We start from the raw sequence: 13,450 nt of genomic DNA on the forward strand, positions 1-13,450 counted from the left end.
GGTCGAGGATCAGTTCGACATCTGCTGCTGCGCCTTGGCGAGCTTCGCCTTGACCCACTCGGCGGTCACCGGGCGGCCGGCCGCGGCGTCGACGAAGAGCTCCTTGACGGCGGTGCCGACGGCTGTCTCGAACTGTGACTCCTCGGGGACCTGCGGGAGCGGTGCGGCGCTGGTGGCGAGGGTGTCGCGGAGCACGGTGAGGTCCTGGGTGGCGAAGGCGGGGTCGCTCTGGGCGGCCTTGACCGGCGGGACGGAACCGTAGGCCTTGTTGAGGAGGGTCTGCTCCTCGTCGCCGGTCATGAACTTCACGAACTCGAGGGCGCCGTCGATGTTGTCGCTGTTCTTGAAGACGGCCATGTTGATGCCGGCGACCATGGAGTTGGTGTTCTTGCCGGCGCCGGGGGCGCCCCCGGCGGGGACCGGCACGGGGGCCACGCCCCAGTCTCCTTCCTTCATGCCGTGTGCCTTGAAGCTGCTCGCCGCGTTCTGCCACAGGACCATGGCGGTCTTGCCGTTGGCGAAGTCCTGGAGGGACTGGTTCTTGTCGTATTCGGCGTTGCCCGGCGCGATGATCTCGTCCTTGGCCATCAGGTCGACGTACTGCTTGACGGCCTCGACGTTGGCGGGGGTGTCGAACGTGGGCTTGCCGGCCGTGTCGAAGAACTCGGCGCCGTGCTGCTTGGAGAGCACGAAGACCTGGTGGATGTTGTTGGAGAGGTTCGAACCCTCGGCGCCGAGCGCCCACTTGCCGTCCTTGGACAGCTTCCGGCCGACGGCGACGAGTTCGTCCCAGGTGGCCGGGGGCTTGTCGATGCCCGCCTCCCGGAACATCTCTTTGTTGTAGTAGAGCGCGTAGGACATCGAGTAGAGCGGGACGGCGGCCGGGTCCTTGCCCGTCGCACCTGCCGAGCCGATGGCGGATTCGACGAAGCGGTCCCGGCCGCCGATCGCCCGGAAGTTGTCGGCGGTCCACGGAAGCAGTGCTCCGGTTGCCTGGAGGGACGAGGACCAGGTGTTCCCGATGTTGAGGACGTCGGGCCCCTGACCGGAGGCGGTGGCGGCGAGGATGCGGTTGAGCAGGTCCGGCCAGGGGATGACTTCGAGCTTGACCTTGATTCCGGTCCGCTCCTCGAACTTCTTGAGTTCGGGAGCGAGCGTGGCCCGGTCCGCCGTGACGTCGGGGCCCTGGTTGGAGGCCCAGTAGGTGAGTTCCTTGGGGGCGGTGTCGGAACCGCCCCCGTCGTCCGCCGATCCGCCGCCGCAAGCGGTGGCGGCGGTGGCGAGGAGGGAGACTGTGACGGCGGCGGCAGCGGCTCGGGTTCTGCGCATGGCGGCTCGGTCCCTTTCGGCGGGGCTGGGGGGAAAGGCAGACGCGGCGCACATCCCCCATGGCCTTAATTCAGGACGTGAGTTAAGCCTCGTGAAAGGGTCGCGTCAAGGGATCGCGCAGGGGTATGTTGCGAACGATGTCACTGCGGAAGGGGCCGGATGACCACGGGGCGTAGCGGGCGAACGGTGCGGGACCTGCGGCGGGGAAATCGGAGCGCCGTCCTCCAACAGCTCTACTTCGGCGGGCCGATGAGCCGCCAGGAGCTGGGGCCAGCCACGGGGCTGAGCTCCGGGTCGGTGAGCAACGTCGTCGGGGAACTGGTCGCGGACGGACTCCTGGAGGAGGCCGGCGTCGTCGACTCCGACGGCGGCCGGCCCCGTACCCTGCTGCGCGTGGCGCCCGGCAGTGCGCACATGATCGGCGTCGACGTCGGCGAGACCCGCGTCCGCGTCGAGCTGTTCGACCTGACGCTGACCGAACTGGCGCGCGTGGAGATGCCGTTGCTCCCCCGCGGCTGTTACGACGTCGGCCCCATCGTCGACCACGTCAAGGACGGGATCGTCGCGGTTCTCGCCGAGGCCGGCATCGGCACGGAACGACTGCTGGGCGTCGGCGTCGGGGTGCCGGGCATCGTCGACCGGACCGCGCCGGGCGGGACCGTGGTGCACGGCCAGACCATCGGGTGGGACGCGGTACCGCTGGAGGAGCTGTTGCGCGGCACCGGAGCGCTGCCGCCGGAGGTCCCGTACCTCATCGACAACGGCGCACGGACCCTCGGCCAGGCGGAGATGTGGTTCGGGGCGGGGCGCGGGGCGCGGGAGGCACTGGTCGTGCTGTTCGGCTCGGGCGTCGGTGCGAGCCTGATCACCGACGGTTCGCCGGACGGCGGGACGACGGAGGGGACCGCGCTGGAGTGGGGGCACCTGACGGTCTCGGTGCGCGGCCGGCGCTGCCGGTGCGGGGCGCTGGGCTGTCTGGAGGCTTACACGGGGGCGGAGTCCCTGCTGGAGCGGTGGGCGGAGCGGGGCGGCGGCCCGGTCGACTCCGTGGACGAGGAGGAGGCGCTTTCGGCCCTGCTGGCGGCGGCCGAGAAGGAAGACCCGGTCGCGAGGGAGGTCCTGGCGGAGACCGCGGAGTACCTGGGCGCGGGCCTGTCCGACCTCATCAACCTCTTCCGGCCCGAGCGCATCCTCATAGGCGGCTGGGCGGGCCTGCTGCTCGGCCCCCACATCCTTCCAGCGGTACGCGAGCACGCGACCCGGTACTCCCTGCGCCACCCCGCCGGCCGGGTCACCGTCGGCATGGGCTCGCTGGGTCCGGACGCGGTGACGGTCGGCGCGGCGACACTGCCGCTGTCCGCCTTCTTCGCCACGGGCGGTCGACGGGCGACACCCCGGCCCGACGCCGAACCCCCGGCCTGGCGCACCGCCCTCCGTGTCCGCGGCGGCACGACACCCGGCCGAACCTGAACTCGACCCCTGCCGCGGCCCCGGCGGCCCCACGCCGTTTCGGACGGCCCCGGCGCCGTGCGCGCCGGGGCCGTCCCAGTCGGGAAGTGCGTCAGTGCTCCGTCGTTCCGCGGCTGCCGTACGAACGGCGCACCGCATCGGCGGCCTTGTCGGTCTGAGCGTCGTACTTGTCAGCCGTGCGCTCATCGACGAGTCGTTCGACGCTCTCGACACCCTTGTCGGCCTGGTCCGGGTGGCCCTTCGCCAACTCCTTGGCCTTGTTCGCCATGTCTCCCAGCTTGCTCATGAGTACCTCCGCGGTAGTCCTTGCGTCGTACGCAGCCGCAGGTACCCGCCCGGTCCCCTCATACGCCGAGTGAGACGAGCGAGTGACCGTCACCGTCCCGACCACCGTGGTCGGGACGGTGACGTCCCCTCCTTCAAGGGGGCACGGCGTGCTCATCCCCGAGCTCGGTCACCTGCCGGCCGTGCGGCGCGCGCTTGCCCGGTGGGCGCGGCCGAACGCTCGGCCGTTCGGGGGAACTCGCTCGGGAAGAGCGAGCCGGTTGGACCTGCGGGCGGGTCGGGGCGACCTCCAGGGCCCCACCCCGACACCGCCACGCTGCGACATCGCCCTGGAAGTCAACGGTTCGCTGTTCGCCGAAACGATGAGGCATCCTGGAGGCATGGACGAATTGCATGCCGAAACACCGGGCGACGGCGCACCGGGCGGCGGGACAGAAGGCCTTGCCCCGGCCGCACGCCTCGCGGCTTTCGCCGCCGCCTTGGCCGACGAGACACGGGCCGCCATCTGCATGACCCTGCTGGAGGGGCGGGCCTGGACCGCGGGCGAACTGGCCCGCATCACCGCGGTCGCGCCGTCCACCGTGAGCGGCCATCTGGCCCGGCTGACGGAGGCGGGTCTCTGCGTGACCGAGCGACAGGGCCGGCACAGCTACGTGCGGATCGCCGACGCCGCGACCGCCCGCCTCCTCGACGAGCTCGCCTCATACGCGATTCCCGACCGGGACGCGGCGCACGCGGTGCCCGTGGTCACGGCCCCCGACCCGCTGGCTCGCGCCCGTACCTGCTACGACCATTTCGCGGGGCGCCTGGGAATGGCCGTGACGGACGCGATGGAGCGGCGTGAGCTGCTCCGCACGGACGGCGTATTCGAGCTGACGGAGGCCGGCCGGCGCTGGTGCGCAGAGGCCGGCATCAGCCTCGCGCCCGGGGGCCGAAGGCCGGCGGCGAGCTCCTGCCTGGACTGGACGGAGCGCCGCCGCCACCTGGGGGGCATCGTCGGGGCGCGACTGTGCGCGCGAGCCCTGGACCGCGGGTGGGTGGTGCGACCGGCGGGCGGCGGGCGGGCGTTGGAGATGACCGGGGTCGGGGACCGCGCCTTCCGCGACCTGTTGGGGATCACTCCTGCCGACTGGAGCTGAGGGCGCCTGTCGCGGTGGGCGCAGATGGGACGGGCAGGTAGGACTGATACTTCGGTGGACACCAAACTGTTCTGCGATAGGGTGAACACATGACCTCCCTCCGCTCGAGTCGGATATCGCCCGGCGTCCTCACGGCCTGCGCCGTGACCTTCACGGTGTTCGCCTGGGCGTCCGCGTTCGTCTCCATCCGCAGCGCGGGCGCCGCCTACTCCCCCGGGGCCTTGGCCCTCGGGCGTCTGCTGGCCGGTTCCGTGGTGCTCGCCGCGCTGTTGTTGATCCGCCGCCAAGGTCTACCGCCCCGGAAGGCCTGGCGCGGAATCCTGATCTCCGGTGCGGTGTGGTTCTGCGGCTACACGGTCGCCTTGAACTGGGGGGAACGGCTGGTCGACGCGGGTACGGCCGCCCTGCTCGTGAACACCGGGCCGATCCTCATGGCCCTGCTCGCCGCCCGTCTGCTGGGCGAGGCGCTGCCGCCGCGCCTGTTGTCCGGCATGGCCGTCTCCTTCGTCGGAGCGGTCGTCGTGGGTCTGTCCATGTCCTCGGGCGGCAGCGCGTCGACCTCGGCGCTCGGCGTCGTCCTGTGCCTGCTGGCAGCCGTCGCCTACGCGAGCGGCGTCGTCGCGCAGAAGCCCGCGTTGTCCTTCGGAACGCCCCTGCAGATCACCGCCTACAGCTGCATGACGGGAGCGGTGGCCTGCCTGCCATTCGCCGGGCAACTGGTCACGGAACTGCCGAGGGCGCCGATTTCCGCGACGCTGAACATGGTCTACCTGGGCGTGGTACCGACCGCACTCGCGTTCATCACCTGGACCTACGCGTTGGCCCGCACACCCGCCGGCAAGCTCGGTGCGACGACCTACGCGGTCCCCGCGATCGTGGTGCTGCTGAGCTGGACCTTGCTGGGCGAGGTGCCCGGGTGGTTGACCCTGCTCGGCGGAGTGCTCTGTCTGGCCGGCGTCGCGGTCTCCCGCTACCGGCCACGCCCGGCCGCCCCGTCGGTGACGGCCGACCCCGCCGTCCGTACCGGCTCCGAGTCCTGACCTCCCCGGCCGGTCCCGCCGGCAGTTCGGCGAACCGGCTACGGTGAACCGGCTGCGCACCGGGCCCGCGGCCTCAGTCCCCTTCGGCGGTACGGGCACGAGCACCCGAGCGGGTGCGGGCCGGGGTCTGGGCGCGCTGCGGGTGACGGCGCAGGTATTCCTGTTCCAGCTCGTTCATCCGCTTCGTGTGGGTGACCAACGCATCGTCGGACCCGTGCAGCAGAGTCTCGTGGCGCGTGCGGTGGATGGCCTCCAGCTCCCGGAGCAGCACGCGCTCTTCAAGGTCTTGGGCCGACGGGCCGCTCTGGTGATCAGTCATCGCGGGTGCGCCTCCTTTTCCTCACGCGTCCGCGGGCGGACGCGGGCTCGCCCCGGGCGGCAGCACGCCGCTCACTCCATCATGCTGCCGCTCGCGGACGACTGCTTGTCCGAAGCCGATCAGACGCCCGACCGGGAATCCCCGGTCGGGCGTCTGTATGAACTCCTGGCCCCAGGAGGGGGCCGAACCGTCATCCCTGGTCGGGCGTGTTCCCCTGGTCCTGGCCGGGCTGCTGGTTCTTGTCGGGGACCTTGTTCTGGTCCGGCTTGGTGTCGGGCACCTTGTTCTGGTCCTGCTTGTTCTCCTGCTGCTGGCCCGGCTGCTGGTTCTTGTCAGGCACCTTGTTCTGGTCCGGCTTCGTGTCAGGCACCTTGTTCTGGTCCGGCTTCGTGTCGGGCACCTTGTTCTGGTCCTGCTTGTTCTCCTGCTGCTGGCCCGGCTGCTGGTTCTTGTCAGGCACCTTGTTCTGATCCGGCTTCGTGTCAGGCACCTTGTTCTGGTCCGGCTTGGTGTCAGGGACCTTGTTCTGGTCCGGCTTCGTGTCGGGCACCTTGTTCTGGTCCTGCTTGTTCTCCTGCTGCTGGCCCGGCTGCTGCTCCTTGTCAGGCACCTTGTTCGTGTCGGGCGGCTTCACCACCGGTTCCTGAGCGGGCATCGGAAGGACCGGGTACGGCGATTCGGGCTTTTGGCCGCTGGGGGCAGGAATCTCGCGGTCGTGCTTGCCCTGCAGGTCGCCGCTCGGCCGCTCGTACCAACCCTTGCGGCTTTGATCGAACATCGTGACGGTCTTCACCGGCTTCTCGGCGGGCTTGACCGCAACGAGATGGGAGGGCCGGAAGGACGACCACTGTTTGCCGCTGAACGTCTGGTTGCCTTTGACCGCGATCGGCGGAGCCAAGGGGTTCCCGCAGGCGCAGCGGACGCGCGGTACGCCGTGGTTGTCCACCAGGACGGGCGTGCCTGCCTGGAGGACGGCCTGGTAACTGGTGGTGGCGCCGTTCTTGTATCCGTGATTGGTGACCCGGGTGTCCCAGCTCAGCCGAGCGGGCGTCAGTGACCGCAGATAAGAGGGGACGCCGGACTCCTGGATGTGCAGGGGTTCGGCGAACGCCTTCCGCTTGTCCGTGTGCTGGCCGAGGAACTGAATCTGCTTCTCGACGTTGCAGCTCGCGACGTTCCGCGTTCCTCCGTACAGCCCCGGCTGCGCGCCATTGACCTCAAGGGTTTGCGTACCGCTCGCGCCCGACTTCGACGTATTGGCCATGGCGGGCGTGACTTCGGTCGCCTCGGACGCAGTGGCCGTCGAGGGAGTGTACGGATCGAGACCGGCCGCCGAGGTGGCCTGGAGGAAGACCTCGCCGCCGCTTGCCTTGTTACCGCCCATGACGGTGAAACCGAGGACCACCGCCGTCGCGATGCCCACAGCCGCGCCGGCACCCAGCACGGTTCTGCGCGACCGCCACCCGTGAGCCGGTGCCCCGGGGCGCCGGCCCGGCTCTCCCGGCTCGCCGCCGCCCGTCAGCGGGGCGGGCGGCCCTGACGGGGGTGGTCCCGCCGGCGGCGGGAGGCCGGGCGGCGATGGCTGCTCGTCCGTCGGCCGAGCAGACAACGGACCGGACGGAGGGCCGGTCGGGCGCTCGGACGAAGGAGGTAGGGAAGTCACGACTCTCTCCCCTCGTCGTGGGACATCGGGGAAACGATGGTTGTCCTCATTGCCTACTCCTCTGACCATTATGGCTCCACGTCCCAGGGACGTGAATCATGAAAATTCCGCTACGGCGAAAAAAGGTGAAGACGGAGCCGGACGGCCCCGTCTCCCTCATGAGCCGGTTCGGACGGGTCACTCGCTGGGGTGGCCCATGTCTTGAGTAAGCCCTTGGCCTCGGGTCGCGTCATGGCGCGACTTTTCGGGACTTGACAAGCGTCCGTTCCCGACGTGGGTGAGGGGCGAGGAGACCGGGCCGGGCCGCCGACCCACTTCGCTACAGCCGTCGCGTGCCGTCCCCGTATATCCGCTCCCGTATCCGCTCCCGACCGGCCTTACCCCACGACGACCGGTCGCGCGCGGCCGGAACGGAAGGGCCCGGTCGCCCGTGCGCGGGACCTCACGCGGCTTTTACGCCCGCTTCTTGCCCGCGTCAAGTCCCGAGTCCTCGGAACATGACCCTGCCGAGCCGGGCGGGCTTACTTGAAGCACGGACCCACCGAGAAGGCGAAACGGGCGGCAGAACGGTAAGAAGGAATCCTCTACGAGAATTCTTTCTCATCGAATAGCCACCCCTCAGACGGTCCGCCGGTTCCACCCACATTTCGGCACACTCACCGGTAGGAGAAACTCATGACAAGCAATGCTCACATCAGTGACAGCACCCGCCCCAACCGTCGGGGATTCCGCCTCGCGATGATTTTGGTCTCGGGCGCCCTGCTGTCCGGTGCCGCCGTCCTCCCCGCATCCGCGGCGACGTTGTCCGCGATGCCCGCCGCCCCGGTGGCGAGTGTCGTCCAGGACCACGACTGGCATTACGACCACCATGACCACCACCACAACCGGCACCACCACTTCTACTACAACCACCACCACTACAACCACGACGACTACAACTGGCACCAGGACCACGACGACTACAACTGGCACCACGACCACGACGACTGGCACCACTGACAGCACGGCCGGGGCGAACGGCCACGCCTGAGCAGTTGTCTCGCGACAGCGGCGCCCTGGGAAAAGACCTCGGAAAATATCCGAGGTCTTTTCGCAGTCCTGCGGGTCGGGCTCTCGACAAGGAGCCCGACCCGCAGGCGCGTCACCGGCCGGCAGCGCACGTCACCCGTCGCACCGCCTCGGGCGACCCTCGTCGCCGCGCTGCGTTGGTGCTCGTCGCCCGGCCGGATGATGCTTGTCAGTGGAGCCCCGAGCAGGTTCCCGTGGGACAGCGGGCAGGAAACTAGCGAGGGCGAGATGAGCGACGATGGAGCGACTTCCCACCTCTCCTGGTGAGCACCCGGAGAAGCCGGACGCCTCCCCCGAGCCGACATACTCGGCCACGGCCGGCATCAACGAACAGGGCACCGTCACCGAGTGGAGCGAGGGTGCCCGTCGTCTGCTCGGCTACGCCGCCTCCGAGGTCGTGGGCCTGCCCGCCGCCCGCCTGCTCGCCGACGCCGACGGCGCCGACACGGCCGTGCGGCTACCGCCCGGGCAGGAACGGTGGAGCGGCACCGTGGCGCTGCGGCATCGTAACGGCCTGCGGGTGGAGCAGGGAGTGCTCGCGCACCGCTGGACGTCCACCGGCGGGACCACCAAATGGTCCGTGGTGTCCGCCGTGACGGCCGGCTTCCGCACACCCCTGGACGACGCGTTGAACGAGTGGGCGTTCACCCAGTCACCCTGCCTCCTGGCCATCTTCGACGCGGAGTTGCGACTGGTACGGGCGAACACCGGCATGGAGCGCACGCTCTCCCTCATGGAGACAGAGATGCGCGGCCTGCGTCTGCCCGAAATCGCGCCGGATCCGGTGAGCGACGAGACCGAGCGCACTATGCGGCTGACCCTGGAAACGGGTGAACCGCAGTACGTGGATGCCTTCATCCGATCCCCGGGCGTGGGCACGGAGAAGCGTGGCTGGGCCACCTCGCTGGCCCCGTTGCGGGATCCGGCCGGCCGGGTCGTCGCCGTGTACCTGGCCGCGCACGACCGGACCGCCGTCGAGGCCGACCGGCGGGAAATGCTCCTGCCGGATCACGCCGACCACCCGATCATCGGTACCACTCTCGACAGTGCCCGCACGGCCCAGGAACTGGCGGACATCGCCGTTCCCCGGCTCGCCGACTTCGCGGTCGTCGACCTGCTGGAGCCGCCCCCGCGCGGGGACGACCCGTCTTCCCGCCCGGGCGCGGGGCCCGTCGCCGCGCGCCGTACCGCCGCACGTTCGATCCTTCCGGGAAGCACGGAAGCCCAGGTCGGGGTCGGCGAGACGACCGTCTATCCGCCGCTGTCACCCCCCGTGGAATGTCTGGCCGCCGGCCGAGGCGCCGTGTACGGCAGGGCCGACCCGGGCATCGCCCGGTGGGTGGCCCAGGACGCCGGAGCCGCCTGGATCAGCGGAGACGGCACCCACTCGATGATGGTCCTGCCGTTGCGCGCCGACGGCGTCACGTTCGGCTTGGCCTTCTTCAGCCGTCACCAACACCGGGAGCCGTTCCTGCCGGAAGACCTCTGGCTGGCCGAGGAACTGACGACCAGAGCGGCGGTCGGCATCCACAAGGCGCGCCGGCACACCCGGGAGCACACCACCACGATGACCCTGCAGCGCAGCCTGCTCCCGCACACGATGCCGACGCAGGCCGCGCTGGAGATCGCCTCGCGCTATCTGCCGGCCGGTACGGGGGCCGGGGTGGGCGGCGACTGGTTCGACGTGATCCCGCTGTCCGGCGCGCGGGTGGCCCTGGTCGTCGGTGATGTCGTCGGCCACGGCATCCGGGCCACCGCCACGATGGGCCGCTTGCGCACCGCGGTACGGACCCTGGCCGACGTCGACCTGCCGCCCGACGAGCTGCTCACGTATCTCGACGACCTCATCATCCACCTCTCCGCCGACGAGGCCGACCAGGACGCCAACGCGGAAGCCGCCGGGGGCATCGGCACCACCTGTCTGTACGTGGTCTACGACCCGGTCACCCGCCGGTGCACGGTCGCCCGGGCCGGCCATCCGCCGCCCGTCGTGGTCTCCCCCGAGGGCTCCGTCTACCTCCTCGACGTGCCCGCCGGCCCACCGCTGGGCCTAGGGGGGCTGCCCTTCGAAGCCGCCGAGATCGAGCTTCCCGAAGGCAGCGTCCTCACGCTCTACACCGATGGTCTGCTGCGGGCCCGCGACCACGACATCGACGAAGCGCTGGACAACATGTTCGAAGCCCTCATCCGACCGGCTTCCACGCTGGAGACGGTCTGCGACCGGGTCCTGACGGCCATGCTCACCCACCCTCCCGAGGACGACGTCGCCCTGCTGATCGCCCGCACCCGGGCCCTCCATGCCGACCAGGTCGTCGTCTGGGACTTGGCCTCGGACCCTTCCGTCGTCGCGCAGGCCCGTCGTTACACCACCGATCAATTGGCGGCCTGGGGGTTGGAGGAGGCCGGCTTCGTCGCCGAGCTCGTGGTCAGCGAGCTGGTCACCAATGCCATCCGCTACGGCGAGCCGCCCATCCAGCTGCGGCTGATCCACGAGAACGAGAACAGCACTCTGATCTGCGAAGTCTCCGATGCGAGCAGCACGGCACCCCATATGAGGCGGGCCCGGATCTTCGACGAGGGAGGGCGGGGCCTGCTGCTGGTCGCCCAGCTCGCCCAGCGCTGGGGCACCCGGCACGCCCCCGTCGGCAAGACCATTTGGGCCGAGCAGTCCCTCGTCGGGTTGTGAGGACCACCGCACCCGGTGTCCGTGTGACACGCCTGTGACAGTCGGCGGACACCGTCATGACGTGGCGGGAGCAAGCTTTTCAACAGGGACAAAAAGCGACATTCACGCATATGTCCCCTGCTTCCGAGGGCGCGAGCAGCGATGACCGACCCGATCCGTCGGAGGAAATCCCATGAGCCTCACACTCGCCACGCCGCACACCCATACCGCTACACCCGCGCTGGCCCCGCGGGAGCAGGAGGCGCTGCGGCACATCGCCGCCGGACGCACCTACCTGCAGACGGCCCGGCACATGGGACTCTCCAAGCACACGGTCGACGCCTACCTCCGCCGCATCCGAGCCAAGCTGGGCATCAACAGCACGGCGGAAATGACCCGCCTGGCCATCTCCCTGGGGCTGTGACCCCCGGCCGACCCCCGGCCTCACGCGCGACGATCGCCGACCGCGACCCACTTACCCGCACGCCCCCGCCCCACCCGCATCCGTCGGGTGGGGCGGGGGCCTTCGTGCGTGCTCCGCGCGGCACTACGCCATGCCGGGAAGGCTGCGGAAGACCGGCCGCGCCCAGCGGGGCGGCTGCGGCGGCGGCGTGTTCTTCACGGTGGCGGGATGCGGGGAAGCCACCGGAGGCGACACCTCGGCACCCTTGCCGGCGCCGACTCCCGTCGCGGCACGCAGCGCCGCCATGAATTCCAGACAAGAGCCGTAACGGTCCTCGGGGATCTTCGCCAGGGCCTTCGCCATGACCTCATCGGCGGCGGGCGCGATGCCCGGCCGCCTTTCGGTCAGGGGCGGGGGCGGGTCGTACTGGTGGGCCCACAGCAGCGCCACCACGTCGTCGTCACGCTGGAAGGGCGGACCGCCGACGAGGGATTCGTAGACGACACAGGCGAGGCTGTAGAGATCGCACCTGCCTTCCACCGGTCGGCCGGAGATCTGTTCCGGCGCCATGTAGTCGACGGTGCCGACGAACTCTCCCGCCGTGGTGAAGCCGGTGAGCGCCAGTGACCTCTTCGTCAGTCCGAAGTCCGTGAGGTAGACGTGTTCGGGGTGGTCGCTGTCGGTGCCCGTGGTGACCAGGATGTTGCCGGGCTTGACGTCCCGGTGCACCAGGTCGTGCTGGTGGGCCGCGTCGAGTGCCGATGCCACCTGGGTGCCGATGCGCAGGGCGGTCGCGACGGGCAGCGGACCGTCCCGGTCCAGCAAGGCCCGCAGGTCCGGACCGGCCACGTAGCGCATGGCGATGTAGAGGACGCCGTCGGTTTCACCGGCCTCGTAGATCGGCACGATGTGCGGGTGGTCGATCTGCGCCGCCACCCTCGACTCGTGGGTGAAGCGGCGCCGGAAGGTGTCGTCGCGGGCGCGTTCCGGGGCGATCAGCTTGAGCGCGACCGTACGGTCCAGGCGCAGGTCCTTCGCGCAGTAGACGACGGCCATGCCCCCGCGGCCGATCATACTGTCGACGCGGTAGCCCGCTATCTGCTTGCCGATCAGCCCGGAGGCTCGATCCGTGTACGGGCTCAGGTCAGATTTCGAACTCATCAGGCGCCCCCGTCCCCCGGCCGGACCGACGAGGCCCGGCGCCGGACCGACGAGGCCCAGTGCCGCCGCGGCTCCCGTGGGTGAAGGTGTCGATCATGCCGACCCCGTCCTCGTTGGTCCGTGACCGGCCTGCGCACGCACGACCCGTATCGCGGCGCCGGACACGAGCGTCGCCCAGCGGACGACGCTGCCTACCCGAAGTCTATCCAGTGATCCACATGTGTGCCGGGTGACAGCGGGCGTCGAGCCGTCGCCTCCACGGGCACGGAGGGGCCCCCGGGCCCCCGGGGTCCCCGGCGGTCGTCAGCCGGCGCCGCCGTTGCCGCCGCGGCCGCCTTGACCGCTGGTCTCGCAGCCGGTGCCGACGCAGATGCCGCCGTCGCCGCCGCGGCCGCCGTCGCCACCGTCACCACCGGGGGGCGCGGCCCCGCCGTTGCCGCCGTTGCCACCGTTGGCGCTGCCATTGCAGACCCCGGCGCAGATCCCGCCCTTGCCGCCGTTCGTGCCGTTGCCGCTCGGCCCGCCGTCGGTGCCGTTGCCGCCGTTGGCGCTGCCGTTGCACAGCCCGGCGCAGATCCCGCCGTTGCCGCCCTTGGTGCCGTTGACCGATCCCGTGCAGTTGCCGGCGCATATCCGATCACCGACGCGGACACTGCCATTGCCCACCTTGACGCTGCCGTTGCCCAGTTTGACGTTGCCGAGCACCGAGCCGCCGGCTCCGAACCGGGCCGCGCCGGGGCGACTGTCACCGTTGCCGAACGGCGAGCCGAGCGAGTGGCCCACGGACGCCGCGGCCGGCTCGTACGTCGGCGCCGCCATGGCCGCCGGGGCCATCGCACCGGCGCCGACCAGGGTCGAGGAGATGACGAGACCGAGACGGAACTTCCAAGAACGTACACGCATGACAT

The 13,450-nt window shown here is 70.3% G+C and carries 12 protein-coding genes; 6 read left to right on the forward strand and 6 right to left on the reverse strand.

The features are described from left to right. Positions 1-9: 9 nt before the first annotated feature. Positions 10-1,329 (reverse strand): ABC transporter substrate-binding protein, encoded by a 1,320-nt coding sequence (locus tag ACFVXJ_RS01005; protein ID WP_389656542.1) that lies wholly within the window; start codon positions 1,327-1,329, stop codon positions 10-12. Between the two features lie 159 nt (positions 1,330-1,488). Between ACFVXJ_RS01005 and ACFVXJ_RS01010 the strand changes: the two genes are divergently transcribed. Beyond that, positions 1,489-2,799, forward strand: a complete 1,311-nt coding sequence (locus ACFVXJ_RS01010) for an ROK family protein (RefSeq protein WP_389656545.1) — start codon at positions 1,489-1,491, stop codon at positions 2,797-2,799. Positions 2,800-2,890: 91 nt separating this feature from the next. Here the strand turns inward: ACFVXJ_RS01010 and ACFVXJ_RS01015 are convergent, their stop codons facing one another. After that, positions 2,891-3,085 (reverse strand): antitoxin, encoded by a 195-nt coding sequence (locus ACFVXJ_RS01015; protein WP_389656548.1) that lies wholly within the window; start codon positions 3,083-3,085, stop codon positions 2,891-2,893. 379 nt (positions 3,086-3,464) lie between these two features. On the opposite strand from ACFVXJ_RS01015, the gene ACFVXJ_RS01020 reads away from it, so the two are divergent. After that, on the forward strand, positions 3,465-4,223 hold the full coding sequence (locus ACFVXJ_RS01020; RefSeq protein WP_389656551.1) for an ArsR/SmtB family transcription factor: 759 nt from the start codon (positions 3,465-3,467) through the stop codon (positions 4,221-4,223). Between the two features lie 89 nt (positions 4,224-4,312). After that, positions 4,313-5,263, forward strand: a complete 951-nt coding sequence (locus ACFVXJ_RS01025) for a DMT family transporter (RefSeq protein WP_389656554.1) — start codon at positions 4,313-4,315, stop codon at positions 5,261-5,263. Between the two features lie 73 nt (positions 5,264-5,336). Here ACFVXJ_RS01025 and ACFVXJ_RS01030 read toward each other — a convergent pair whose 3' ends face one another. Beyond that, on the reverse strand, positions 5,337-5,582 hold the full coding sequence (locus ACFVXJ_RS01030; RefSeq protein ID WP_389656558.1) for a DUF6158 family protein: 246 nt from the start codon (positions 5,580-5,582) through the stop codon (positions 5,337-5,339). Between the two features lie 190 nt (positions 5,583-5,772). Next, entirely contained in the window at positions 5,773-7,005 is a 1,233-nt protein-coding gene (locus ACFVXJ_RS01035; RefSeq protein ID WP_389656561.1) for a DUF6777 domain-containing protein, read from the reverse strand. 915 nt (positions 7,006-7,920) lie between these two features. On the opposite strand from ACFVXJ_RS01035, the gene ACFVXJ_RS01040 reads away from it, so the two are divergent. The 3 genes from ACFVXJ_RS01040 to ACFVXJ_RS01050 all read left to right on the forward strand — a co-directional run bounded on the left by ACFVXJ_RS01040 (position 7,921) and on the right by ACFVXJ_RS01050 (position 11,402). Next, on the forward strand, positions 7,921-8,244 hold the full coding sequence (locus ACFVXJ_RS01040) for a hypothetical protein (protein WP_389656564.1): 324 nt from the start codon (positions 7,921-7,923) through the stop codon (positions 8,242-8,244). A 307-nt stretch (positions 8,245-8,551) separates the two neighbouring features. After that, positions 8,552-10,999, forward strand: coding sequence for a SpoIIE family protein phosphatase (locus ACFVXJ_RS01045; RefSeq protein ID WP_389656566.1), 2,448 nt, complete (start codon positions 8,552-8,554; stop codon positions 10,997-10,999). 172 nt (positions 11,000-11,171) lie between these two features. Then, positions 11,172-11,402: a response regulator transcription factor gene (locus tag ACFVXJ_RS01050; protein ID WP_389656569.1), complete on the forward strand. Its 231-nt coding sequence runs from the start codon at positions 11,172-11,174 to the stop codon at positions 11,400-11,402. A gap of 123 nt (positions 11,403-11,525) precedes the next feature. Here the strand turns inward: ACFVXJ_RS01050 and ACFVXJ_RS01055 are convergent, their stop codons facing one another. Together ACFVXJ_RS01055 and ACFVXJ_RS01060 are read right to left on the reverse strand one after the other, a co-directional pair. After that, a complete protein-coding gene (locus ACFVXJ_RS01055) occupies positions 11,526-12,542 on the reverse strand; it encodes a serine/threonine-protein kinase (RefSeq protein WP_389656572.1) in 1,017 nt (338 codons plus the stop codon). Between the two features lie 303 nt (positions 12,543-12,845). Further along, positions 12,846-13,445, reverse strand: coding sequence for a hypothetical protein (locus ACFVXJ_RS01060; RefSeq protein WP_389656575.1), 600 nt, complete (start codon positions 13,443-13,445; stop codon positions 12,846-12,848). Positions 13,446-13,450 lie beyond the last annotated feature (5 nt).

The organism is Streptomyces sp. NPDC058279 (assembly GCF_042881255.1).
In the GTDB taxonomy this organism is placed as follows: Bacteria; Actinomycetota; Actinomycetes; order Streptomycetales; family Streptomycetaceae; genus Streptomyces.